Consider the following 23,283-nt stretch of genomic DNA (forward strand, 5'->3'; position numbering starts at 1 on the left):
CGTGCCGCACGAACCAGCGCCTCTGCCGCTGCACACCCGCCGTACCCGCTTCGACCCGGCCGACGAACTGCGCCGCCTCGCGGCGGACGGCCCCGTCTCCCGGGTCAGCCTGGCGCCCGGCGCCGGTGACCGGCCCCTGTGGCTGGTCACCGGCTACGACGAGGTGCGCCAGGTACTCGGCGACCACGTCCGGTTCTCCACCAGCCGCTTCGTCCCCCGGACAGCGGCGGGCGGCAGACCCGCCCGACGGCCCGACGAGGGCATCGGGCTGCTCATGGACTACGACCCGCCCGAACACACCCGGCTGCGGAAGATGCTGACACCGGAGTTCACGGTGCGGCGGATACGCCGGCTCGCGCCCCGCATCGAGGCCATCGTCACCGAGCGCCTCGACGCCGTGGAGCGCGCCGGGCCCCCGGCCGACCTGGTGGAGCTGTTCGCGTCCGCCGTCTCCGGGCCCGTGCTGTGCGAGCTGATCGGGGTGCCGCGCGACGACCGCGACGACTTCCTGCGCCGCTGCGCCGCCCATCTGGAGACCGGCAACGAGCGGGGGGAGCGGACGGCGGCGGGAACGGCGTTCACCCGCTACCTCGCCGCCCTCGTGGCCCGGCAGCGCAGGAACCCCGACGAGGGCTTCCTCGGCATGCTGGTACGCGACCACGGCGAGGACTTCACCGACAAGGAGCTGCGCGGCATCTGCGTCCTGCTGATGCTCGCGGGCCTGGACAACATCTCCGGCATGCTGGGCCTCGGGGCGCTCGCGCTCCTGGAGAACCCCGCGCAGCTCGCCCTGGTCCGCGACGACCCCGCGGCCCTCGACCGGGGCATCGAGGAGCTGCTGCGCTATCTGTCCGTGCCGCACGCCCCCACGCCCCGCACCGCCGTCGAGGACATGACGCTCGGCGGCAGGCGGGTCAGAGCGGGCGACACCCTCGTCTGCTCGATCCCGCTCGCCAACCGCGACCCGGCGCTCACCGACGACCCGGACCGCCTCGACGTCACCCGCGAACCGCCGCCGCACGTGGCGTTCGGGCACGGCGTCCACCACTGCCTGGGCGCCGCCCTCGCCCGGATGGAACTGCGCATCGCCCTCACCGGCCTCCTGCGGCGCTTCCCGGAGCTGCGCCTCGCGACGCCCGCCGAGGACGTGCCGTTCAGGACCCGGTCGACCGCCTACGGGGTGGAGCGGCTGCCGGTCACCTGGTGACCGGGGACGCGAGCACGGGGACGAGGGAGAGGAGATGGGGATGGCGATGGAGATCCGGGTGGACCGCGACCGATGTGCCGGTTCCAGCCTGTGCGTGAGTTATCTGCCGGACGTCTTCGACCAGTCGGACGACGACGGCAAGGTGCTGCTCAGGACGGCCGAGCCCGGCGCCGACGCCGCGCAGGCGGTGCGCGGCGCGGTCACGAGGTGCCCGACCGGCGCGATCACCGTGCACGCGCGCGACGCCCAGGACGCGTAGGCGGCGGACCGTCACGCGCCCCTGGACACGACGGCCACCTGCCCTCGCGGCACGTGGCCGTCCGGCATGCCCGCACACGGGAACGGAGGCGATGAGCGCACTGTGTGAGCCCCGTTCTCTGTGTCCGCCGTGTGACCGCCCACCGCGTAGAAGTTGGCCCATGTCCTTCACACACAAGCGAGCGACCGCGCAGGAACGAGTCGCACACAGGCGGGTCGTCGCACCCGTCCTCCTGGCCGTCACCGCCCTCGTCGGGGGAGCCCTCGCGGGCTGCTCGGGCGACGGCTCGTCCAACGCGTCGTCGGAAGACGACCCGGGGACCAGCGCCTTCGACCGGGCCCTCGACTACTCGAAGTGCATGCGGAGCAACGGGGTCCCCGACTTCCCCGACCCGGAGGAGGACAGTGGCGGCGTCAAACTGACCCCGGAAGGGGGCGCCGACCCCAACTCCGACGCGTTCAAGAAGGCCGTGGAGGCCTGCAAGGACAAGGCGCCGCAGGGCCTCGGCGGTGGCGGTGGCGGCGGCGGAGGGGGCGAGGAGCTCGACTCCGCCAAGGTCGCCGCCTGGGCGAAGTGCCTGCGCGAGAACGGCGTCCCGAAGTTCCCCGACCCCGACATCAACGGCTCCAGCATGAACATCGACCTCGTCGGCGCCGGCGTCGACCCCCAGGACTCCAAGTTCACCGAGGCCATGCAGACCTGCCAGAGCAAGTACCCGGGCGGGGGCGTCATGTTCGGGCCCGCCGGAGGTGGCCAGTGACCACGGACGGCACCGATGCGCCGGCCGTGGCGGGCGAGCACTCGGGGGCCCTGGAGCGCCACACCTCCGGGCAGGTGGCCACGAAGACCGCCAAGGACCTCGACAAGGCCGCCGAAGCCACGGAAGCCACAGAACCCGCAGGGGCCGCGGGGGAGAGCCCCGTCAGGACCCTCGACACCGAGTCCGGCAGGGACGGGGCCGGGGACCTGGAACCGGCGGCGGCCACCCGCAGGCGCCGCCCGCTGCGCACCTCGCTGATCGTGCTGGCCGCGACGGCCGTCGTGGCGGCGGCCGGGATCACCGCCACCGGCGCCCTCGGCGGGGACGGCGAGGGCTCCGCGGGCACCGCGCCCTCCGCGCCGCCCGACACGGCCGAGGTGGAGAGGACCACGCTGACCGACTCCGAGACCGTGGACGGCAACCTGGGCTACGGCGACGCGTCCACCGTCCAGGCACCGGCCTCCCCCTCGGGAACGGGCTCCGACACGGACAGCGGCCAGTCGGGATCGGGACAGAGCGGGCAGGGCAGCGCGGCGGGCGACGGCATCGTCACCTGGCTGCCCGAAGAGGGCAAGGTCATCGAGCGCGGCGACACCGTCTACCGCGTCGACGAGCAGCGCGTACCGCTCCTGTACGGCTCCTTCCCGCTCTACCGCACCCTCCAGGCGGGCACCGAGGGCGCCGACGTCCGCATGCTGGAGAAGAACCTCCGCGCCCTCGGCTACAACGGCTTCACCGTCGACGACACCTACGACGCGGCCACGGCCGCCGCCGTACGGGACTGGCAGGACGACCTGAACCGCGAGGAGACCGGCACCGTCAGGACCGGGGACGCCCTGGTGGCCCCGGGCGCCCGTCGCGTCGCCGACGTGCAGGCCTCCCCGGGCGCCGCCCTCAGCGGCGGTCTGCTGTCCTGGACCGGCACCGAGCGCATCGTCGGCGTCGACCTGGACGTGCAGTTCGAGGACCTGGTCGAGAAGGGCACCGAGGCCAGGATCACCCTGCCGGACGACACCACGGTCAAGGCCGAGGTGACGGACGTCGGTACACCGTCGACGTCCAAGGGCGACGACTCCGCGAGCGGATCGGGTGACTCCGGGTCGGACTCCGGCGGGTCCGGCGACGACGACCCCACGCTGCCCGTGGAGCTGACGGTGAAGGACCAGAAGGGGCTCGGCCGCTACCAGGCCGCGGCCGTCGACGTCACCCTGAAGGCCGAGAGCCGCGAGGACGTGCTCGTGGTCCCCGTCAACGCCCTGGTGGCACGGAAGGGCGGCGGGTACGCGGTGGAGGTCGTCACGGCCGACGGCACCGAGTTCCGCCCCGTCAAGACCGGCATGTTCGCGGACAGCAGGGTCGAGATCTCCGGCAAGGGCATCAAGGAAGGCACCGTCGTGGGGGTCCCCAAGTGACCTCACGCCTCCCGGAGCCGCCGAAGGACCACCCGGTGGTCGAACTGGCCGGTGTGACCAAGACGTACGGGGACGTGGCCGCCCTGCGCGGCGCGGACCTCGTCATCCGGCGCGGCGAACTCCTCGCCATCGTCGGCCCCTCGGGATCGGGCAAGTCCACGATGCTCAACATCATGGGCACCCTGGACCGGCCCTCCGAGGGAAGCGTGCGCATCGACGGCCACGACATCGCGGGGCTCAGCGACCGCGAACTGTCCGCGCTGCGGGCCGGCACCATCGGCTTCGTCTTCCAGCAGTTCCACCTGGCCTTCGGGGTACCGGCGCTGGACAGCGTGGCGGACGGGCTGCTCTACAGCGGCAGGCCGCGCGCCGAGCGGCGCCGCCTCGCCGAACAGGCGCTGCGCAGGGTGGGCCTCGGCCACCGGCTCTACCACGAGCCGCACCAGCTCTCCGGCGGTGAGAAGCAGCGCGTCGCCATCGCGCGGGCGGTGCTCGGCGATCCGCCGCTGCTCCTCGCCGACGAACCCACCGGTGCCCTCGACTCGCGCTCGGGCGCGATCGTGATCGAACTGCTCAACGAGCTGCACGAGGCGGGCACCACGGTCGTCGTCATCACGCACGACCGCGACATCGCCGCCACGCTGCCCCGCGAGGTGCGGCTGAAGGACGGCCACATCGAACACGATTCCGAAGGTGTGCCGTCCTCCCGATCCCTCGTGCCCGAGGAGGCCGCGCGATGACCATGACGAACGCCCCCGGGGAACTCGACCGCCGCGCGGACGCCGAACCGCGGCGGAAACCGCGGCCCGCCCGCATGCGCCCCGCCGACGTGCTGCGGGTCGGCGGCTCGGGGCTGCGCTCACGCCCGATGCGGGTCTTCCTCTCGGCGCTCGGCATCGCCATCGGCATCGCCGCCATGGTCGGCGTCGTCGGCATCTCGACCTCGTCGACGGAAGACCTCGACCGGCGGCTCTCCGCGCTCGGCACGAACCTCCTCACCGTCACGCCCGGCCAGTCCTTCACCGGCGGCGCCGCCCATCTGCCCGCCGAATCGGTCGGGATGATCGGCGCCATGGACCACGTGGAATCGGTCTCCGCCATCGGCAGGACCAGCGCCAAGGTCTACCGCAACGACCGCACGCCCAAGCAGGAGACCGGCGGCCTCAGCGTCGCCGCCGCCCGTACCGACCTGCCGCGGTCCGTCGGCGCCGAGATCGTCGACGGCCGCTGGCTCAACGCCGCCAACAGCCGCTACCCCTCCGTCGTCCTCGGCCCCAAGGCCGCCGAGCAACTCGGTGTGCACAAGGCGGGCCCCGACGTGCGGGTGTGGCTCGGCGGGCGCTGGTTCACCGTCGTCGGCCTGCTCGCGCCCAACGAACTCGTCCCCTCCCTGGACTCGTCGGCCCTGGTCGGCTGGTCCGTCGCCAAGAGCGAGCTGGGCTTCGACGGCTACCCCACGACGATCTACACCCGCGCCGACGAGTCCTCCGTGGGCGACGTCCAGGCCGTCCTCGGGGCCACCGCCAACCCGGAGACCCCCAGCGAGACCACCGTCTCGCGGCCCTCCGACGCGCTCGCCGCCAAGGAGGCCACCGACGACGCGCTCAGCGGGCTGCTGCTCGGCCTCGGCGGAGTGGCGCTGCTCGTCGGCGGTGTCGGCGTGGCCAACACCATGGTCATCTCGGTCCTCGAACGCCGCTCCGAGATCGGACTGCGCCGCTCGCTCGGCGCCACCCGCGGCCAGATCCGCACCCAGTTCCTCGCCGAGGCCCTGCTGCTCTCCGCCCTCGGCGGCCTGGGCGGCGTCCTGCTCGGCATCGCCGTCACCGGCGGCTACGCCTCCTACCAGGGCTGGCCGTCCGTGGTCCCGGTGTGGGCCATGGCGGGCGGGGTCGGCGCCACGCTGGTGATCGGCGGCCTCGCGGGGTTCTATCCGGCCGTGCGGGCGGCGAGGCTGCCCCCGACGGAGGCGCTGGCCACCACCTGAGACCGCGGTGCTCCCGGTGGATCTTCCCCCGGACCTCTGGGAGCACCGCGCCCGTCCGCGCCGCTCCCGGTGACGCGGACGGGGCCCCTCGGGGGTCTCAGCGCGCGGAGGGCAGCTCCGCCACGCGGGCCAGACGCCGGAAGGAGTCGAGCAGGCCCTCCCTGTCGTGCGTACTGGTGGTCACCATGACCTCCTGGGCGCCGCTCTCCCCGATGACCCGCTCCAGCTCGCCGGCGACCTGCTCCTCCGTGCCGTACACCTGGCCCCGGAGCCCCGCCTCGTAGAACCCGCGCTCCTTGCCGGTCATCGTCAGCGACTCCACGCGCTCGGCCGTCGGGAGCGGCGGGAACGTGCCGTGCGTGCGCGAGTACGCCATCGACCAGGCCTCCGGCAGCAGCAGCCGGCGCGCCTCCTCCTCGCTCGCCGCGACCGCGACGGTGCCCGCGATCACGACGTACGGCTCGGCCCGCCAGGGCGAGGGGCGGAAGGCCCGGCGGTAGGCGTCGATGCCGCGCAGCATCTTCTCGCGGCCCCTGATGTCCCCGATGACCAGCGGAAGCCCGGCCTCGGCGGCGATGGCCGCCCCCTCGCCCACCGCGAGGACGAACGGCGGGACGGTGAGCCCTTCGGCCGGGCGGGCGTGCACGCCGGTGCCCGACGTGCCGCGGAACCAGGCCAGCAGCTCGGCGAGGAGCGCCGCGAAGTCCTCGGCGTCGTGCTTGCCGCGCCCGAGGGCCTTGCGCACCCCGTCCGTGAATCCCACGGAGCGGCCGAGCCCCATGTCGATCCGGCCGGGGAACAGCGATTCGAGGACGCCGAACTGCTCGGCCACGACGAGCGGCCGGTGGTTCGGCAGCATCACGCCGCCGGTGCCGACCCGGATGGCGCGCGTGGCCGAGGCGACGGCCGCCGCGAGGACCGTGGGCGCGGAGCCCGCGACCCCGGGCACACCGTGGTGCTCGCTGACCCAGAAGCGGTGGTAGCCGAGGCCCTCGACGTCCCGCGCCAGGCGCACGGTGTCACGCAGGGCCTCGGGGCCCTCGTGCCCCTCACGGGTGCGCGAGCGGTCGAGGACGGAGAAGCGGGTTGCCGCGATCACGGAGCTCACAACTGGTTCAACGCCGGGCGCCCGGCAGGATTCCCGCCCCGCCGCCGGGGCCCGCGGCGTCCGCGCCGATGCCGCGGCGTCCGCGCTGGCTACGCTGGGTCCGTGACCGGAAGCAGCAGGCCCCTGGCCGTCTTCGACCTCGACAACACCCTCGCGGACACCGCCCACCGCCGGCGGCACCTGGAGCGCAGGCCGCGCGACTGGGACGCGTTCTTCGCCGCGGCGCCGCACGACCCGCCGCTGCCGCGAGGCGTCGCGCTGGCCCTGGAGAGCGCCCGCGCGTGCGAGGTCGTCTACCTCACCGGGCGCCCCGAGCGCTGCCGCGCGGACACCCTCGCCTGGCTGGCGCGCCAGGGGCTGCCGGAGGGGCGCGTGTGGATGCGCCGTGACGGCGACCGGCGCCCCGCCCGCCGCACGAAGCTGGAGATCCTGCGGAACCTGGCGCGCACCCGCGAGGTCCGGATGCTCGTCGACGACGACGAGCTGGTGTGCGACGAGGCGGAGCGCGCGGGCTTCACCGTCGTACGGGCCCGCTGGGCGGACCCGTCCGACGACCTGAGGGACGCCCAGGAGCGCGAGGGCAGGACCTGAGCGGCGCCGGCCGTGCGGTGGTCAGGCGCTGTCGCCGTCCTCCAGGCGGAAGCCGACCTTGAGGCCCACCTGGTAGTGCTGGATCTGCCCGTCCTCGATGTGGCCGCGGATCTGGGTGACCTCGAACCAGTCCAGGCCGCGCAGGGTCTGCGAGGCGCGGGAGATGCCGTTGCGGATCGCCTGGTCGACGCCCTCGTGCGAGGTGCCGTAGATCTCGGTGACGCGGTAGGTGTGGTCCGACATGAGGGGGTTCCTCCCGGCCTGGGTGATGTCATGGCGTGCGTCACTCCACCGTGCCCCAGCCGGTCCCGACGCGCGAGATGACGAACGCCCCTTGACCGACTCATTGGTACATACCTAGATTCAGCCGTACCCGTTCGAGCCATCCGCTCACCCCCCACGTCGGGCCGACCTTCCCCTGTCCGCAGGCAGAAAGTGACCCACGTGAAGCCGCACCGCCGTGCCGCCATGCCCTTGGCGCTCGTCCTCTCCACCACCGTCCTGCTGGGCGGCTGCGGGCTGCTGCCGGGGAACGAGGACCGCAGGACCGTCACCGTCTGGCTGATGAAGGGAAGCGCGTCGCCGGACTTCGTCGAGCGCTTCACCGAGGACTTCGAGAAGGAGCACGACGACATCCGCCTGGACATCCGCGTCCAGGAGTGGAACGGCATCACCACGAAGGTCAAGGAGGCGCTCAAGTCCTCCGGCGGGGACGGCCCCGAGGTCATCGAGGTCGGCAACACGCAGGTGGCGCAGTACGTCGAGCAGGGCGGCCTGTACGACCTCACGCTGGAGTCCGCGCGCGACCTCGGCATGGACGACTGGCTGCCCGGCCTCGCCGAACCCGGCCGCTACGACGGCGCCCAGTACGGCATCCCCTGGTACGCCGCCAACCGCGTGGTGATCTACAACAAGGACCTCTTCGAGAAGGCCGGCATCACCCGCCCGCCCCGCACCCGCGCCGAGTGGCTCGCGGCCACCGAGAAGCTGAATTCCGGCGGCGACCAGGGCATCTACCTGGCGGGCCAGGACTGGTACACGCTGGCGGGGTTCATCTGGGACGAGGGCGGCGACCTCGCCACGGAGACCAAGGAGTCCTCCGGCGACTGGCGCGGCAGCCTGCACACGGCGGCGGCTCTGCGCGGCATGGACTTCTACCAGCGCCTCCAGGCGCTCGGCCGCGGCCCGCGCGACGCCGACGAGGAACACCCGCCGCAGACCGGCGTCTTCGCCAAGGGCGACGTCGCCCAGATCATCGCGGTGCCGGGCGCGGCACGGCTCATCGAGGAGAAGAACCCGGCCCTGAAGGGGAAGCTCGGCTACTTCCCCGTCCCGGGCAAGAAGGCGGGCGAGCCCGGCGCGGTGTTCACCGGTGGCTCCGACTTCGTCGTGCCCGAGCGCAGCGACGACCACAAGGGCGCGGTCGCGGTGATCGAGGCGCTCGCGGGCAAGAGGTGGCAGGCCGACCTCGCGAGGACCATGGACTACGTCCCGAACAAGGCGAAGCTGGCCCCGGCCGTCGCGGGCCAGGAGGGCGCGGCGGCCATGGCCGCGGGCGCGGCGAACGGCCGCGCGACGCCCAACTCGCCCCGCTGGGCCGCCGTCGAGGCCGACAACCCCATCAAGGGCTACATGACGGCCGTCCTCACGGGCGGCGACCCGGCGGCCGAGGCCCGCAAGGCCTCGGAGCGCATCACCAGGGAACTCGGCGTCGGCAGCATGTGAGGCGAGGTCCGGCCCCGCCGGGCGGCGGACCGGACCGTACGGCTCCGCCGCCCCTACGCGGCCGTGCTCAGGGACAGGGCGAAGCGGCCCCGCTCGTCGGTCCACCAGTGGTCCAGGTGGAGTCCCGCCGCGGCCAGTTCGGTGCGCACGCCCTCCTGCCGGAACTTGGCCGAGATCTCCGTGCGCAGCTCCTCGCCCTCGGCGAAGTCGACGGCCAGGTCGAGCGCGGCGATCTTCACCGTCTGGTGGACGGTGGAGCGCAGCCGCATCTCGATCCACTCGTTCTCCGCGTCCCAGACGGCGACGTGCTCGAAGGCGCCGGGGTCGAAGTCGGCGCCGAGTTCACGCACCATGACGGCGAGCACGTTCTTGTTGAACTCCGCCGTCACCCCCGAGCGGTCGTCGTACGCGGAGACGAGCACCGAGGGGTCCTTGACCAGGTCCGTGCCGAGGAGCAGCGCGTCGCCGGGGGAGAGGAGGTCGCGTACGGAGGCGAGGAACGCGGCGCGCTCGGCGGGCAGCAGGTTGCCGACCGTGCCGCCGAGGAACGCCACGAGGCGCGGCCCCGGGGTGCCCGGCAGCGCGAGGCCGCGGGTGAAGTCGGCGATCAGGGCGTGCACGGCGAGCGAGGGCCGCTGGGCGAGCAGGGTGTTCGCGGCGCCGGTCAGCGCGCTCTCGCTGACATCCACGGGGACGTAGGTGTGCAGGGACTCCATGGCGTCGATCAGATGGCGGGTCTTCTCCGACGAACCCGAGCCCAGCTCGATCAGCGTGCGGGCGCCGGTGATCCGCGCGATCTCGCCGGCCCTGGTGATGAGGATCTCGCGCTCGGCGCGCGTCGGGTAGTACTCGGGCAGGGTGGTGATCTCCTCGAAGAGGACGCTGCCGCGGGCGTCGTAGAACCACTTGGGCGGCAGCGTCTTGGGGGTGCGGCTCAGGCCGTGCAGGACGTCGGCGCGCAGGGCGGCCCCGGTGGCGTCCTCGGGCAGGGTGCGGGTCAGCAGGAACGGGCTCACGCGGAAGGCTCCTTGAGCGGTGTCAGCAGTACGTCGGTGCGGCTCGCGGCGAGCAGGGTGCGGTCGGGCACCTCGCACCAGTGGGGGTCGTCGTCGTAGGGCTCGGAGGCGACGACGGTGCGGCGCCCTGGTTCGGCGAGGTACCACAGGGTGTCGCCCCAGGCGGTCGCCGTGATCGTGTCGCCGCCGGTGAGCAGGAGGTTGAGGCGGGACCCCGGGGCCGCCGCTGCGACCTCCAGGACGGTGTCGGCCAGCGCCCGCGCCTCGTCGTCGCCGCGCCGCAGCCGGTTGAGGACGAGCGCCCACACCAGCGCGGAGTCGCAGCGCGCCTCCATCGAGAGGAGTTCGTCGGGCGGCAGGCCGCGGGCCAGCGGGGCGAGCGAGCGCGGCCAGCCCGTCACCGCGCCGTTGTGGCTGAACAGCCAGCGCCCGGCGGCGAAGGGCGCCGCCGCCGCCTCGCCGTCCGCGCCCGCCTCGGTGGCGTCGCGCACCGCGGCGAGGAGCGCTCCCGACCGGACGACACGGGCGATGTCGGCGAAGGAGCCGTCGGCCCAGATCGGTCCCGCGCGCCGGTAGCGGGCGGGCTCCGGGTCCCCATCGGCGTACCAGCCGACCCCGAAGCCGTCGGCGTTGACGGTGCCGTGGCGCTGGCGCCGCGGCGCCCACGACTGGCGGTAGAGGCCGTGCGGGGGCGCGACGACGAGGCTTCCCAGCGGCTCCGGCGGGCCGAGGAAGGCGAGGTGACGGCACATCAGCCGACCACCGGGTCCGGGGCGTCGGCGGGCCCGGCGTCACGTGCCGTGCGGAAGCCGGAGAAGATCTGCCGCCGCACCGGATGGTCCCAGTTGCGGAAGGTGCCGCGGCAGGCCACCGCGTCCACGGAGAACGCCCCGCCGCGCAGCACCTTGTAGTCGCCGCCGAAGAACACCTCGGAGTACTCCCGGTAGGGGAAGGCGGCGAACCCCGGGTAGGGCAGGAAGTCGCTGGACGTCCACTCCCACACGTCGCCGATGAGCTGCCGTACGCCGAGCGGCGACGCGCCCGCGGGGTAGCTGCCCGCGGGGGCCGGGCGCAGGTGCCGCTGGCCCAGGTTGGCCCGCTCGGGCGTGGGGTCCTCGTCCCCCCAGGGGTAGCGCAGCGAGCGGCCCGTCGCCGGGTCGTGGCGCGCGGCCTTCTCCCACTCCTCCTCGGTGGGCAGGCGCCGGCCCGCCCAGCGCGCGTAGGCGTCCGCCTCGTACCAGCTCACGTGCAGGACCGGTTCGTCGGCGGGCACCGGCTCGGTGGTCCCGAAGCGGCGCCGCAGCCACTGCCCGCCCTCGCGGCGCCAGAAGAGCGGCGCACGCAGCTCGTTCTTCCGCACCATCGCCCAGCCCTCGGGCGTCCACCAGCGGATCTCGTCGTAGCCGCCGTCGTCGATGAAGCGCTGGTACGCGGCGTTCGTCACCGGCGTGGTGTCGATGAGGAACGGCGGCACCAGGCGGCGGTGCGCGGGGCGTTCGTTGTCCAGGGCCCACGGCTCGGTGGAGGTGCCCATCGTGAACGGGCCGCCGGGGACGAGGACCTCGGCGGGCCCGGTGAAGGGCAGTCCCGGCAGCGGGTCGGGGGCCGTGAGCACGGCCGGGCCCGAGCGGAGCTGGTGGGTGACGAGCATCGTCTCGTCGTGCTGCTGCTCGTGCTGCGCGATCATCCCGAAGGCGAAGCCGGCCTCGGTGAGCGCGGTGCCGCGGAACGGCGTCCTCTCCAGCACGTCGAGGACGCGCCCGCGCACCTCGGCCGCGTAGCCGCGGGCCTCACCGGGGGCGAGCAGCGGCAGGCTGGGCCGCTCGGCGCGCGGGTGCTCGAAGGCGTCGTACAGCGAGTCGATCCCGGGCCGCATGGCGTCGCGGCCCGCGACCGCGCGCAGCAGCCACTGCTCCTCCTGGTTGCCTATGTGCGCGAGGTCCCACACGAGCGGCGACATCAGCGGTGAGTGCTGTGCGGTCAGTTCGCCGTCCTCGACGCTGTCGGTCAGGGCGGCGGTGCGCCGCCGCGCCGTCAGGAGGGCGGCGAGCGCGCGTTCCCTGAGGACTTCCGGTTCGGTGCTCGGCCCGGTCATCGATGTGTGTCCTTCCCCGTGGCGTCGTGCGGTCGTGAGGCGTCGAGCAGGTCGTCAGCGGGGCAGCGGCCCCGGGCGACGTACTCCTCGGCGTACGTGGCGACGGCGTCCCGCACGGACATGTCGGCGCCCATCCGGGCCAGCGCGTCGCCCGCGGCGGCGAAGCAGGTGACGGCCGCCTCGCGCAGCTCCGCGTCGGCGGGCCCGTGGCGCGCGGCGTCCAGCCAGAGCGGGCTGTGCGGCCCCGTGCCCGAACCCGGCGGCCCGTCGCGCTCGGCCAGCGGCTTGACGGTCCGGTAGGCGGTCTCCGCGGCCTCCGGATCGTCGAAGAGCGCGGTCGTCACGGCCAGCGGCACGATCCAGCCGTCCTCGCCCGGCTGGGCGTCGACCATGCGCAGCTCCAGGTGGCCGCGGGCCCTGACCGGCGGAAACAGCGTGGTCAGGTGGTAGTCGAGATCGTCACGGGTCGGGGGCCTCGGGGCGGCCGAACGGACCCAGGAGCGTAAGGAGAGCCCGTCGGGGACGCTCCACGGCCCGTCCGACTCCGTATTCCTGACGCACATGACCGGTGCGTCCATGACGTGCCGGGCCCAGGTCTCGCGCGGCTCCCCCTCCAGCGGCGGGGCACCCGACCTGCCGGGCGCGATGCCCGCCCACACGGCCTGCCGCGTGGACCGCCAGCCGGTGGGACGGCCCTCCGACAGGGGCGAGTTGGCGAACGAGGCGACCAGGACGGGCCCGAGGAGGTGCGCGAGGCGCCAGCGGCGCGCGTACCCCAGCGGGCCGGGCTCCTCGTGCCCCGCGTCCAGGCAGATCTGCACGGACGCCGTGGAGCACATCATGCGGCGCCCGGCGGGGCCGCCGCGGTCCAGGGAGGCTTCGAGCGCGTCGTAGCGGGGCTCGCGCAGCACCCGTACCGGCGGCCGCCACGGATCGGCGCCGAATCCGCTGAGGGTGAGGCGATGGGAGTGCAGGGTGCGCCGGACGGCTTCGAGATCGGCCCGGACGGTCGTCACGCACTCCGTCAGTGAGGCGGCGGGCAGCGAGCTGAGCTCCAGCTGGCCGCCGGGTTCGACGGTGAGGGGGGAGGTGAGGGGCAGGGCCCGCAGCGCGGCGAGTGCCGCTTCGAGGCGGGCGGCGGAGACGGGCAGATGGGGCTGCCCCGGCTCATGGACAAGCCATTCCAGTTCCACGCCGACAGCGCGGGGCGGGCCCGTCTTGAAGCAGATGCCGCGGATCAGCGCCTCCACCTCGGCCTCGGTCACCGCGTCCGCCGCCTCGCTGCGGGGCGGCGGACGGTGCTTCGTACAGTCTCCTTCGGACATCCGGAGATCCTTCCGCTCGAGAAGTGCTCGATATACCCAAAACCCTTCGGGCGTTCCGCACAAGAGTGCCCCCCAGGCCGATTCCGCACCGGGAATTTCCGTTGCGCCGCCCGACACGCGCGGCTCACCATGCGTTCACGAACGACACGGGCCCCGCCGATGAGCACCAGACCGCGCGGACAGGCGCAGGAGACCGCCGGGAGCAGCTTCGAAGCGGCGCGCGGGCTCACACGGGACGCGGTGTCACCGGTGGCGGTGCTCAGAGCCTGTGCCACCACCCGCTCGACCGCACGAGGGGCACGGTCACTCCGGCCACCGCTCGTACCACCGCTGGTCCGCCTCCAGTTGGGCGGCGAGGGAGATCAGGAGCGGCTCGCTGTTCGCGGGGCCGAGGAGCTGGGCGCCGACCGGGAGACCGCCCCCGACCCGCCCTGCGGGGACGTTGACGCCCGGCCAGCCGAGGACGTTCCACGGCCACGCGTAGGGGCAGGCCGCGATCATCGCGCGGTCGGTGCGCCAGCCGCTCATGGCCGCCAGGGTGCCGATGCGCGGCGGGGGAGTGGCCGTGGTCGGCGTGAGCACCACGTCGTACGCGGAGAAGACGCGGCCCACCCGTCGGTGCAGCGCCGCCTCCGAGCGGCGGGCGAGCCGCAGCGGGGCGCCGCCGAGCAGCCGCCCCATGCGCGCCGCCTCGCGCGTACGCCGGTCGAGGAGCGCGGCGTCCGGCACGCGCCGCGCCCACTCGGCGATGCCCGCCGTGGCGCGCGGCACGAAGGCCGGGCCGATCGGGCCGTAGGCCGGGTCGGCCTCCGCCACGTCGTGCCCGAGCGCGGCGAGGCGGTCCGCGAGCGCCAGGACGCGCCGCCGCACCGCCGGGTGCAGCCGCTTGGGCGTCCCGGTGAACGGCATGCGCAGCGAGAGCGCGATCCGCAGCCGCCCGGGGTCCCGCGTCGCCGCGTCGGCCGCGCGCACGGCGGGCGGCCGGTGCGGATCACCCCGGTGGTTGCCGCTCGCCGCGTCCAGGAGCAGCGCCGCGTCCGCGACGGTCCTCGCGAGCGGGCCGTTGACGGTGATCCCGTGGAACGCCTCGGGCCACGGCCACGTCGAGATCCGGCCCCGCTGCGGTTTGATCCCCACCAGATGGGTCCAGGCCGCGGGGATGCGCACCGACCCCGCCCCGTCCGAGCCGAGGGCGGCGGGCACGAGCCCCGCGGCGACCGCCGCCGCCGAGCCGCCCGACGAGCCGCCCGGCGTATGGGCGGTGTGCCACGGGTTGCGGGTGTCACCGAAGCCGGGGCCTTCGGTGAACGGCCACTGGCCCAGCTCACAGGTGTTGGTCTTGCCGACGACGACCGCGCCGGCCGCCCGCAGCCTGCGCACCGCCTCGCAGTCCTCGGTCCGCGGCGGGAACGCGCCCCGGCAGCCGAACGCGGTCGGCTCGCCCGCCACGTCCATGTCGTCCTTCACGGCCAGCGGCACACCGAGCAGCGGCCGGCCCGCGAAGGGCCCGCCCTTCGCGAGCGCCCGGTCGGCGGCGTCCGCCTCGGCGAGCGCGGCGTCCGCCCGCACCCGCTTGAAGGCGTTCAGCGTGGGCTGCGCCGCCTCGATCCTGGCCAGGGCCCGCTCGGTCAGCTCCCGCGACGACACCTCTCCCGCGGCCAGCGCGCGGGCGGAGCGCGCGAGCCCTTCGGCACGGTCGCCGGTCATGGGGCACCTCCGGATCAGGACGGGTGCCCGAACGTTAGCCGTCCGGCGGCCCAACGGGGAACGGCGGCCCGGGAGTTCGCGGCGGAACCGGCGGGAAGACCGGCCCTCGCCCGCTCGAAGAGCGCTCGCGGGGGTCTGCGAAGATGCCGGTGTCATGGTGCACATACCGAAGAAGCAACCCGCGCGGCGCTCCGTGCCGACCAGCGCCGACGTCGCGCGTCTGGCAGGGGTCTCCCGCGCGACCGTCAGCTACGTCCTCAACAACACCAGCGCCGTCCGGATAAGCGAGCCCACGCGCCGCCGCGTCCACGCCGCCGCGAGGGAACTGGGCTACGTCCCGCACGCCGCCGCCCGCAGCCTGCGCGCCGGGCACAGCCGCATGGTCCTCATGCCCACCTCGGAGACGCCGCTGGGCCCGCTCCTCAGCCGGTTCTTCAACGAACTCCAGTGGGCGCTCAGCCGCCTCGACTACACCGTCGTGCAGTACGCGAGCCTCGGCATGACCGGCGAGGGCGCGGCCCGCGCCTGGGCCGAGCTGCGGCCCGTCGCGGTCCTCGCGCCCGACGCCTCGGCCCTGGGGCCGCGCGGCGTGGAGGTCCTGAAGCGGTCCGGCGCCAAGGCCGTCTTCACCCTCGGACCGCAGCGCGTCGAGGGCGCGCACGCGCTCCTGATGGACGGCCGCCGGGTGGGGGAGGCCGCGGCCCTGCACCTGCTGGCCCGCGGCAGGCGCAGGATCGGTGTGATCGTCCCCGAGGAACCCGGCCTGGAGATCTTCTCGGAGCCCCGCGTCGAGGGACTGCGCAAGGCACTGCGCACCGTACGCATCACCGGCGCGTCCATCACGGAGGTGCCCCTCGCCTACGACGAGGCGTCCGCCGCGCGGCTCGCGGCGCGCTGGCGCTCACTGGGCCTCGACGGCGTCTTCGCGTACAACGACGAGTACGCGATGCTGCTGCTGCGGGCGCTCCAGGACGAAGGCGTCGAGGTCCCCGGCGAGACGGCCGTCATCGGCTCCGACGACCTCATGCTCGGCAGGCTGCTGCGGCCCCGGCTCAGCACCGTCCGCATCGAGCTGCCCTCCGGGCGCGGGCTCGCCGAACTCGTGGACCGCGTGGTCCGCGACCCGGGAACCGAACCCGAGGTGCACGACGTGCTCGGGGCGGACGTCGTGCACCGCGAGTCCAGCTGAGAGCGGTGCGCCCTACTGGCCCTGCTCCTGCTGCTTGGCCTGCTCCTCGGCGACCTGCCTGCGGACCTCGTCCATGTCCAGGTTCCGCGCCTGGCCGATGACGTCGGTGAGCGCCGACTCGGGCAGCGCGCCCGGCTGGGCGAACACCGCCACCTGGTCGCGCACGATCATCAGCGTCGGGATGGACTGGATGTTGAACGCCGAGGCGAGCTCGGGCTGCGCCTCCGTGTCCACCTTGGCGAAGACGAGGTCGGGGTTGGCCTCGGCCGCCTTCTCGTAGACGGGGGCGAACTGCTTGCAGGGGCCGCACCACTCGGCCCAGAAGTCGATCAGGACGAATCCGTTGTCCGTGACCGTCTGGTCGAAGTTCTCCTTGGTGAGCTCCACTGTCGCGCTCATGGGTGTGTCCCTGCTTCCTGTGTGTGGCATGGCCGCTGTTGGTAACGGCCGATGGTGCGAACGTATTCCGCCCGTCGCGCGTGCGCGGCGAACCGTGCACGCACCGGCATGTCCGGCGCGCTTACCCATGTGGCCACGGCGCACACCTGCGGCAAGACTGTCCCCATGACGGATACCAGGACGTACGACGTAGTAGTCATCGGCGCGGGCCCCGTGGGGGAGAACGTGGCCGACCGGGCCCGCGCGGCCGGCCTGAGCGCCGCGATCGTGGAGAGCGAACTCGTGGGGGGCGAATGCTCCTATTGGGCGTGCATGCCCAGCAAGGCACTGCTGCGCCCCGTCATCGCCCGCGCCGACGCGCGCCGCGTCCCCGGCCTGCGGCAGGCGGTGCGGGGACCGCTGGACACCGCGGAGGTCCTCGCCCACCGGGACGGCTTCACCTCGCACTGGAAGGACGACGGCCAGGTCGGCTGGCTGGAGGGCGTCGGCGTCGACCTGTACCGCGGCCACGGGCGCCTCGCCGGGCCCCGCAGGGTCACGGTGACCGGCAAGGACGGCTCCGAGCAGCTCCTTGAGGCCCGCCACGCGGTGGCCGTCTGCACCGGCACCCGCGCCGCCCTGCCCGACCTGCCCGGGCTCGCCGGCGTCAAGCCGTGGACCAGCCGCGAGGCCACCGCGAGCGACCACGTGCCCGGCCGCCTGCTGGTGGTCGGCGGCGGCGTCGTCGCCGTGGAGATGGCCACGGCCTGGCAGGCGCTCGGCTCCGCGGTGACGGTACTGGTGCGCGGCGGGGGCCTGCTCCCGCGCATGGAGCCCTTCGCGGGCGAGCTGGTGGGGCAGGCGCTGACGGAGGCGGGCGCGGAGATCCGCTCCGGCGTCTCGGTCACCGCCGTCACCCGCGAGGACGGCACGGTCAGGGCCACCCTCGACGACGGCTCGGTCCTGGAGGCCGACGAGATCCTGTTCGCCACGGGCCGCACGCCGCGCACCGACGACATCGGCCTGGAGACGGTCGGCCTGGAGCCCGGCTCCTGGCTCGACGTCGACGAGAGCCTGCGGGTGCGCGACAGCGACTGGCTGTACGCGGTGGGCGACGCCAACCACCGGGCGCTCCTCACCCACCAGGGCAAGTACCAGGCGCGCGTCGCGGGCGCCGCCATCGCCGCCCGCGCCCAGGGCGTGCCGCTCCTGGAGACCGACCGCTGGGGCGCGCACGCGGCCACCGCCGACCACGACGCGGTCCCGCAGGTCGTCTTCACCGACCCCGAGGCGGCCTCCGCCGGGCTGACCCTCGCCGAGGCCGAGGCCGCGGGCCGCCGGGTGCGCGCCGTCGACTACGACATGTCCGGCGTCGCGGGCGCGAGCCTGTACGGGGAGGGCTACCGCGGGCGCGCCCGCATGGTCGTCGACCTCGACCGCGAGGTGCTGCTCGGCGTCACCTTCGTCGGCCCCGGCGTGGGCGAGCTGATCCACTCGGCGACGATGGCGGTGGCCGGCGAGATCCCCGTCGACCGCCTGTGGCACGCGGTCCCCGCCTACCCCACGATCAGCGAGGTGTGGCTGCGGCTCCTGGAGACCTACCGCGGCTGACCCCCCGCCGCGCGGCGGCGGTCTCGTCGCCGCCCGTGGCCTTCGCGTACAGCCACCGGCAGGTCTCGCGCACCCCCGGCACCATCCGGGAGCCGTCATCGCTGGAGCCCCGGAGAACGTCGGGCGCAGCCGAAGCAGCGGAGCGCGGGCGCCGGCGGCCGGTGATGGCGCCGCGGAAGGGGGCGAGTCCCGTGCCCGCGGGCCGCCGTCGGCGCGGGCCGTCGGGATCGGCGTCGGCTACCGCCTGCGCGTGGCCGCCCAGCGGCACCGCGCCCGCCGCGCGGCACCCCGCGGCGCACGGACCGCGCGGGACGGGTGACCCGGGCGGTCCGGGCGAGGGTTAGCCTGGTGACAGCGGCGGCCCCCGGGGCGGTCGCGCGGCGGTGGGGCCCGCCGTACCCAACCGCGGCGAAGGATGCCGCCGACGGTCCCTACTTGCGTACGAGCGCGCCCGACGAGGGGCGCGGGCGAGTAGGAGGAACATGCCCACCGAGACAGGCCGCCCCCCGGCGGCGGACGAACCCGTCGACCCGGACATCGGCTCCGTCGGCGCCGAGCGGCGGCGGGGCCCGGCACGCGGACAGGCAGGGACGGTCGCGGCGGTGGCCGTCGGGGGTGCCGTCGGGGCATCGGCCCGCTACGCCGCCGCCCTCCTCTGGCCGGCCGCCGCCGACGCCTTCCCCTGGTGGACGCTCGGGGTGAACGCCGTCGGGTGCGCGCTCATCGGCGCCTTCATGGTCCTCATCACCGACGTGTGGTCACCCCATCCCCTGCTGCGGCCGTTCTTCGGCACGGGGGTGCTCGGCGGCTTCACCACGTTCTCGACGTACGCGACGGACATCGAGCGCCTGGTCAGCGGCGGTCATGTGCGCGCCGGCCTCGCCTATCTGGCGCTGACCCTGCTGGCGGCGCTCCTCGCGGTGTGGGGCTCGGCGTGGACGACGCGCGCGATCGTGGCGGCGGTGCGCGCGTGAACTGGCTGTCCGTCATTACCGGGGCGATGATCGGCGCGCCCCTGCGCCACCTCACCGACCGCGCGGTCCAGGCACGCCTCGGCACACGCTTCCCCTGGGGCACCTTCACGGTCAACGTCGCGGGCTCCCTGGTCCTCGGCGTGCTCGCCGGAGCCGTCACGGCCGGGGCCGCCCCCGCGCACCTGGAGCTGTTCCTCGGCACCGGTCTCTGCGGGGCCCTGACGACCTACTCGACCTTCTCCTACGAGACGCTGCGGCTGGCCGAGAGCGGTGCCCGGTTCTCCGCCGCGGCCAACGCGCTCGGCAGCGTCGCCGCGGGCCTCGGCGCCGCCTTCATGGGGGTGGCCGTCGCCGAGGCCCTGTGGGCCTGAGGGGGGCCATAGCCGCTGCCACTGTTGGCCGGTGACGTCAGCGTGCCCGCCACCACCTTCTCCGCGTATCAGGCCGCGGGCGATGACGGCGTCGTAACTGGCCGTCGAGCTCATCCGGCCCCAGCCGTGGGAGAACTGGGCGTTGAAGCACGCGATGTCCCGGCCGCGGCTGCGGTAAAGGGCGTCGCAGTCGAAGCACGCCGAGGCCCCCGCGAAACTCGCGGGGGCCTCGGTGCGCGGCTGCCGCCGAGCGGGACCCTCAGAGCCGGGCCGTCTCCTGGGTGAAGTCACCGTTCAGCGCGGCCGCCACCCGCAGGTGCGGCGCCGCCTCGGCGGCCCTGTTCTGCCGCTCCAGGGTGCGGCCCAGCATCAGCCGGGCGTAGCCCTCGACCGGGTCGAGCTCGATCACCTCGCGCAGCTCCTTCTCGGCGCGCCGCAGCTGGGCCGAGTGGTAGTAGGCACGGGCCAGGAGCAGACGCGGGGCGACCTGCTCCGGCGTCTCGTCGACCAGCGCACCGAGAATGCGCGCCGCCGCCGCGTACTCCTTGGCGTCGAAGAACTGCCGCGCACGCTCCCAGCGCTCCGCCGGCGTCCCGTGGTCGTAATAGGTCATCTCCACTGTCTGCCTCCTTCGGCCTCTCCAACCTCCGCGCGCGCCCGCGTATTCCGGGAGCACGAGGCCGCCCCCGGCCGCGCCCCCGAGGGCTGCCGGACAGCGGGGGCACCCTCTACGCTGGTGCGCGAACCCGGCCGGAGCGCCGCGGGTCTCGCCGCCGTGGAGGTGTGGGGACATGGATGCAGGCGTTGTCGCCGCCCGGCTCGCGTCCAGTGCCGTGGCCCTCTTGGTGAAGAAGTTGTTCGTCAGCGAAGGGGCGGGCGCGGGCCTCGTCGACCGTCCGGTGCGGGTCTCCTCGCTGGTGTCCTTCTCCGGTGAGAAGCGGACGCTGACCGAGCGTGATCTGGTCAAGATCGCCGCGGAGCTGCTGCGCAGGGCCCTGGGGCCGGTCGGCCCCCGCGAGCGGCCCATCGGCGCTCACGAGGAGGAGCCCGTCGTCCTGGCGCTGGCCCGCACGCTCCACCGCCTGGGCGAGCTGGAGATGGAGGACGTACAGGCCGTGCGGCTGGGCGCCCCCGCGCTGGCCCGGGCGCTCAAGGCGGCGGGCCCCGACACCACGCGTGACCTGTCCGCCGATGCGGCGCGGCTGCACGACACCCTGCTGGACAGCGCGTGCCTGCACATCCTGCACTTCTTCACACAGCGGTCGACGTTCGTGGCCCGCACGCTCGTGAGCCACGGCGGACAACTCGCCGAGGTGATCGCGAAGACGGATTCGCTGCTGGCCAGGACAGCGGCCCCGGCCACCGGGGACGCGCTGTTCGAGGAGCGGTACGCGGCGCACATCGTGAGCAAGCACGGCGTGCTCACGATCTACGGGATCGACCTCTCCCGTTCGCCCGACCAGTGGCCGCTCGACACCGCCTACCTCAGCCTTGAGGCGGACCTCGCCAATGACACCCGCCAGGCCCCGATCCGGGCGGAGCACGCCTTCCACGGACGCGACCGCGTGCTGCTCCGCGGCGTCGCCGGGTCCGGCAAGACGACTCTCGTGCAGTGGCTGGCGGTCACCGCCGCCCACCAGGACACCGACGTCATCGGCAGCGGCGACTCCGCTCCCGTACCCCTCATGAGACGTGTGCCGTTCGTGCTGCCCATGCGCACGCTCACCCGTCAGCACACCGACCTGCCCACCCCCGACAACTTCCTCGCTCGCACCCGCTGCCCCCTGGCCGCGGCGCAGCCGCCCGGGTGGGCGGACCGGGTCCTCGCGGCGGGGCGCGGCCTGCTCCTGGTCGACGGCACGGACGAGGCGCCAGCCAACGTGCGCGAGCGGGCCAGGCGCTGGCTGCAGGACCTGATCAGCGCCTATCCCGGAAACCTGTGGCTGGTGACGTCCCGCCCCTCGGCCGTACGCGATCGGTGGCTCGCCGCGGAGAAGTTCACCGAGCTGTCCCTCGCACCGATGAGGCGGCAGGACGTCACGTCCTTCATCCACCGCTGGCACAACGCGGCGCGCAGCGTGAGCGACGAGGAGGAACGGCACCTCCTCGATCAGTACGAGGTCTCCCTGAACCTGGCGGTCCGCACCAAACACGACCTCGCCCGTCTCGCCACCAACCCCCTGATGTGCGGCCTCATCTGCGCGCTGCACTGCGACCGGCGCGGCTATCTGCCGCGTGGCCGCAAAGAGCTCTACGAAGCCGCGCTGTCCATGCTGCTCACCCGCCGCGACCTGGAACGGGACATGGCACCGCCGGACGGCATCGAACTCACGGAGGAACCCAAGATCCGGCTGTTGCAGCGCCTGGCCTACAAGTTCATCCTCAACGGCAAGGCCGAACTGGATCGCAGCCACGCGGAGCGGATCATCGAGCAGACCCTGCCCGGCGTCCCCGTGGCGGCGGCCCAGGGTGACGCCTCCGCCGTCTTCCAGCACCTGCTGCTGCGCAGCGGCCTGCTGCGTGAGCCCGCCGTCGGCAGCATCGACTTCATCCACCGCACCTTCCAGGACTATCTCGGGGCCAAGGCCGCCGTCGAAGAGGGCGACATGTCCCTGCTGGTCCTGCGGGCCACCGAGACCCAGTGGGAGGACGTCGTCCGCATGGCGGTCGCCCACGCCAGGCCCGGTGAATGCGCCGAGTTCCTGATGGACCTGGTCAGACGGGGCGACAGCGCGACCTCCTCGTACCGGAGGAGCCAGCTGCACCTGCTGGCCACGGCCGCCGTCGAACACGCCACGGAGCTCGCGCCGCGGGTGCGCGCGGCGATCAGTGAACGGGCGGGCGCCCTCATCCCGCCCCGCAACGCCACGCAGGCCAACGATCTCGCCGGTATCGGCTCCGTCGCGCTTGAGCTCCTGCCGGGCCCGGACGGACTGACGGACGACGAGGCCCTGTTCACGGCGCACACCGCCGTGCTGATCGGCGGGGACGCGGCGATTCCGCTCCTCGCCCGCTACCAGAGCCACCCCGCGCCCCAGGTGCGGCAACTGCTGTGCACCGCTTGGCACCGCTTCGACGCGGTCTCCTACGCGGAGAGCGTGCTCGCGGGTCTGGTCGGCACCGAGGCGTACATCGAGATCACCGGTGACGAGGAGCTGGCCGCGCTGCGGCGGTTGGACGGTCCGCGGCGCGTCAAGGCGGCGGCGGGCTTCGAGTCCATCGACCTCGTGCGGCAGCTGAAGAGCGACCGCCTGACCCATCTGTGGCTGCCGGGTGACCAGGCCGTCACCTGGTACTGGCTGGCGGCCTTCCCGCACCTGGAGATGCTGACCCTGGACCCCGCCGCCGAGCCGGTCGACGTCTCCTCGCTGGCGGCCCACCCCGCCCTGCGGTTCCTGCGCATCCCACTGCATCAGCTGACAGCGGGGCAGGACTCGCTGGGCGACGACATGACGGTGATCCGCTTCCCGCATGCCGGGGAGGCGGCTCCCGAGTAGGAGCACCGCCGCGCATGCCGCTGCCCCGACCCGGCGCCGCGGCCCGGGGAGCCGTCAGCCGTGGTCGGGGC

At 74.1% G+C, this 23,283-nt stretch carries 22 protein-coding genes; 13 read left to right on the plus strand and 9 right to left on the minus strand.

The window, feature by feature from the left end; translation table 11 throughout:
- Position 1 precedes the first annotated feature (1 nt).
- The 6 genes from AB0I16_RS23115 to AB0I16_RS23140 all read left to right on the plus strand — a co-directional run bounded on the left by AB0I16_RS23115 (position 2) and on the right by AB0I16_RS23140 (position 5,625).
- Complete coding sequence (locus tag AB0I16_RS23115) at positions 2–1,207, plus strand: cytochrome P450 (RefSeq protein ID WP_363251386.1); 1,206 nt, start codon at positions 2–4, stop codon at positions 1,205–1,207.
- Between the two features lie 40 nt (positions 1,208–1,247).
- Positions 1,248–1,466, plus strand: a complete 219-nt coding sequence (locus AB0I16_RS23120) for a ferredoxin (protein WP_363251387.1) — start codon at positions 1,248–1,250, stop codon at positions 1,464–1,466.
- A 160-nt stretch (positions 1,467–1,626) separates the two neighbouring features.
- Positions 1,627–2,226 (plus strand): hypothetical protein, encoded by a 600-nt coding sequence (locus AB0I16_RS23125; RefSeq protein WP_363251388.1) that lies wholly within the window; start codon positions 1,627–1,629, stop codon positions 2,224–2,226.
- A complete protein-coding gene (locus AB0I16_RS23130) occupies positions 2,223–3,638 on the plus strand; it encodes an efflux RND transporter periplasmic adaptor subunit (RefSeq protein WP_363251389.1) in 1,416 nt (471 codons plus the stop codon). Before AB0I16_RS23125 ends, AB0I16_RS23130 begins: the two co-directional genes overlap by 4 nt.
- Complete coding sequence (locus AB0I16_RS23135; RefSeq protein WP_363251390.1) at positions 3,635–4,378, plus strand: ABC transporter ATP-binding protein; 744 nt, start codon at positions 3,635–3,637, stop codon at positions 4,376–4,378. Before AB0I16_RS23130 ends, AB0I16_RS23135 begins: the two co-directional genes overlap by 4 nt.
- Positions 4,375–5,625 carry an ABC transporter permease gene (locus AB0I16_RS23140; protein ID WP_363251391.1) on the plus strand — a complete coding sequence of 417 codons (1,251 nt, stop codon included), beginning with the start codon at positions 4,375–4,377 and terminating at the stop codon, positions 5,623–5,625. Before AB0I16_RS23135 ends, AB0I16_RS23140 begins: the two co-directional genes overlap by 4 nt.
- Positions 5,626–5,722: 97 nt before the next feature.
- Here AB0I16_RS23140 and AB0I16_RS23145 read toward each other — a convergent pair whose 3' ends face one another.
- Positions 5,723–6,733, minus strand: coding sequence for an MsnO8 family LLM class oxidoreductase (locus AB0I16_RS23145; protein ID WP_363251392.1), 1,011 nt, complete (start codon positions 6,731–6,733; stop codon positions 5,723–5,725).
- 102 nt (positions 6,734–6,835) lie between these two features.
- Here AB0I16_RS23145 and AB0I16_RS23150 point away from each other — a divergent pair, with 102 nt between their 5' ends.
- Entirely contained in the window at positions 6,836–7,324 is a 489-nt protein-coding gene (locus AB0I16_RS23150) for a hypothetical protein (protein ID WP_363251393.1), read from the plus strand.
- 21 nt (positions 7,325–7,345) lie between these two features.
- On the opposite strand, the gene AB0I16_RS23155 is transcribed toward AB0I16_RS23150, so the two are convergent.
- Positions 7,346–7,567 (minus strand): dodecin, encoded by a 222-nt coding sequence (locus AB0I16_RS23155; protein ID WP_363251394.1) that lies wholly within the window; start codon positions 7,565–7,567, stop codon positions 7,346–7,348.
- A gap of 225 nt (positions 7,568–7,792) precedes the next feature.
- On the opposite strand from AB0I16_RS23155, the gene AB0I16_RS23160 reads away from it, so the two are divergent.
- Entirely contained in the window at positions 7,793–9,049 is a 1,257-nt protein-coding gene (locus AB0I16_RS23160; protein ID WP_363251460.1) for an extracellular solute-binding protein, read from the plus strand.
- 53 nt (positions 9,050–9,102) lie between these two features.
- Here AB0I16_RS23160 and egtD read toward each other — a convergent pair whose 3' ends face one another.
- The 5 genes from egtD to AB0I16_RS23185 form a co-directional block, all read right to left on the minus strand.
- A complete protein-coding gene (gene egtD / locus AB0I16_RS23165; RefSeq protein WP_363251395.1) occupies positions 9,103–10,065 on the minus strand; it encodes an L-histidine N(alpha)-methyltransferase in 963 nt (320 codons plus the stop codon).
- Positions 10,062–10,817, minus strand: a complete 756-nt coding sequence (gene egtC, locus AB0I16_RS23170; RefSeq protein ID WP_363251396.1) for an ergothioneine biosynthesis protein EgtC — start codon at positions 10,815–10,817, stop codon at positions 10,062–10,064. The genes egtD and egtC overlap by 4 nt, the downstream gene beginning before the upstream one ends.
- A complete protein-coding gene (gene egtB, locus AB0I16_RS23175) occupies positions 10,817–12,160 on the minus strand; it encodes an ergothioneine biosynthesis protein EgtB (RefSeq protein WP_363251397.1) in 1,344 nt (447 codons plus the stop codon). The genes egtC and egtB overlap by 1 nt, the downstream gene beginning before the upstream one ends.
- Complete coding sequence (gene egtA, locus AB0I16_RS23180; RefSeq protein ID WP_363251399.1) at positions 12,157–13,485, minus strand: ergothioneine biosynthesis glutamate--cysteine ligase EgtA; 1,329 nt, start codon at positions 13,483–13,485, stop codon at positions 12,157–12,159. The genes egtB and egtA overlap by 4 nt, the downstream gene beginning before the upstream one ends.
- A gap of 303 nt (positions 13,486–13,788) precedes the next feature.
- Entirely contained in the window at positions 13,789–15,192 is a 1,404-nt protein-coding gene (locus AB0I16_RS23185; protein ID WP_363251400.1) for an amidase, read from the minus strand.
- Between the two features lie 154 nt (positions 15,193–15,346).
- Here AB0I16_RS23185 and AB0I16_RS23190 point away from each other — a divergent pair, with 154 nt between their 5' ends.
- Positions 15,347–16,381, plus strand: a complete 1,035-nt coding sequence (locus AB0I16_RS23190; RefSeq protein WP_363251401.1) for a LacI family DNA-binding transcriptional regulator — start codon at positions 15,347–15,349, stop codon at positions 16,379–16,381.
- Between the two features lie 12 nt (positions 16,382–16,393).
- Here AB0I16_RS23190 and trxA read toward each other — a convergent pair whose 3' ends face one another.
- Complete coding sequence (gene trxA / locus AB0I16_RS23195) at positions 16,394–16,780, minus strand: thioredoxin (RefSeq protein WP_363251402.1); 387 nt, start codon at positions 16,778–16,780, stop codon at positions 16,394–16,396.
- 165 nt (positions 16,781–16,945) lie between these two features.
- On the opposite strand from trxA, the gene AB0I16_RS23200 reads away from it, so the two are divergent.
- The 3 genes from AB0I16_RS23200 (at position 16,946) to crcB (ending at position 19,715) form a co-directional block, all read left to right on the plus strand.
- Positions 16,946–18,370, plus strand: coding sequence for an NAD(P)/FAD-dependent oxidoreductase (locus AB0I16_RS23200; RefSeq protein ID WP_363251403.1), 1,425 nt, complete (start codon positions 16,946–16,948; stop codon positions 18,368–18,370).
- A 482-nt stretch (positions 18,371–18,852) separates the two neighbouring features.
- Positions 18,853–19,344, plus strand: coding sequence for a CrcB family protein (locus tag AB0I16_RS23205; protein ID WP_363251404.1), 492 nt, complete (start codon positions 18,853–18,855; stop codon positions 19,342–19,344).
- Positions 19,341–19,715, plus strand: a complete 375-nt coding sequence (gene crcB / locus AB0I16_RS23210; protein ID WP_363251405.1) for a fluoride efflux transporter CrcB — start codon at positions 19,341–19,343, stop codon at positions 19,713–19,715. The genes AB0I16_RS23205 and crcB overlap by 4 nt, the downstream gene beginning before the upstream one ends.
- A 259-nt stretch (positions 19,716–19,974) precedes the next feature.
- Here the strand turns inward: crcB and AB0I16_RS23215 are convergent, their stop codons facing one another.
- Positions 19,975–20,334 (minus strand): tetratricopeptide repeat protein, encoded by a 360-nt coding sequence (locus AB0I16_RS23215; protein ID WP_363251406.1) that lies wholly within the window; start codon positions 20,332–20,334, stop codon positions 19,975–19,977.
- A gap of 172 nt (positions 20,335–20,506) precedes the next feature.
- Here AB0I16_RS23215 and AB0I16_RS23220 point away from each other — a divergent pair, with 172 nt between their 5' ends.
- Positions 20,507–23,212, plus strand: a complete 2,706-nt coding sequence (locus AB0I16_RS23220) for an NACHT domain-containing protein (protein ID WP_363251407.1) — start codon at positions 20,507–20,509, stop codon at positions 23,210–23,212.
- Positions 23,213–23,283: the final 71 nt, after the last annotated feature.

The sequence above is a fragment of the Streptomyces sp. NPDC050703 genome, assembly GCF_040654435.1.
Taxonomy (GTDB): Bacteria; Actinomycetota; Actinomycetes; order Streptomycetales; family Streptomycetaceae; genus Streptomyces.

What these genes read in the sequence shown, in the direction of transcription:
- AB0I16_RS23220 (WP_363251407.1), top strand. Translation starts at nt 20,507, where the DNA reads ATGGATGCAGGCGTTGTCGCCGCCCGGCTCGCGTCCAGTGCCGTGGCC.
- AB0I16_RS23190 (WP_363251401.1), top strand. Translation starts at nt 15,347, where the DNA reads ATGGTGCACATACCGAAGAAGCAACCCGCGCGGCGCTCCGTGCCGACC.
- egtA (WP_363251399.1), bottom strand. Translation starts at nt 13,485, where the DNA reads ATGTCCGAAGGAGACTGTACGAAGCACCGTCCGCCGCCCCGCAGCGAG.
- AB0I16_RS23120 (WP_363251387.1), top strand. Translation starts at nt 1,248, where the DNA reads ATGGCGATGGAGATCCGGGTGGACCGCGACCGATGTGCCGGTTCCAGC.
- AB0I16_RS23185 (WP_363251400.1), bottom strand. Translation starts at nt 15,192, where the DNA reads ATGACCGGCGACCGTGCCGAAGGGCTCGCGCGCTCCGCCCGCGCGCTG.
- AB0I16_RS23125 (WP_363251388.1), top strand. Translation starts at nt 1,627, where the DNA reads ATGTCCTTCACACACAAGCGAGCGACCGCGCAGGAACGAGTCGCACAC.
- AB0I16_RS23160 (WP_363251460.1), top strand. Translation starts at nt 7,793, where the DNA reads ATGCCCTTGGCGCTCGTCCTCTCCACCACCGTCCTGCTGGGCGGCTGC.
- egtB (WP_363251397.1), bottom strand. Translation starts at nt 12,160, where the DNA reads ATGACCGGGCCGAGCACCGAACCGGAAGTCCTCAGGGAACGCGCGCTC.
- AB0I16_RS23155 (WP_363251394.1), bottom strand. Translation starts at nt 7,567, where the DNA reads ATGTCGGACCACACCTACCGCGTCACCGAGATCTACGGCACCTCGCAC.
- AB0I16_RS23140 (WP_363251391.1), top strand. Translation starts at nt 4,375, where the DNA reads ATGACCATGACGAACGCCCCCGGGGAACTCGACCGCCGCGCGGACGCC.
- AB0I16_RS23205 (WP_363251404.1), top strand. Translation starts at nt 18,853, where the DNA reads ATGCCCACCGAGACAGGCCGCCCCCCGGCGGCGGACGAACCCGTCGAC.
- trxA (WP_363251402.1), bottom strand. Translation starts at nt 16,780, where the DNA reads ATGAGCGCGACAGTGGAGCTCACCAAGGAGAACTTCGACCAGACGGTC.
- AB0I16_RS23200 (WP_363251403.1), top strand. Translation starts at nt 16,946, where the DNA reads ATGACGGATACCAGGACGTACGACGTAGTAGTCATCGGCGCGGGCCCC.
- egtC (WP_363251396.1), bottom strand. Translation starts at nt 10,817, where the DNA reads ATGTGCCGTCACCTCGCCTTCCTCGGCCCGCCGGAGCCGCTGGGAAGC.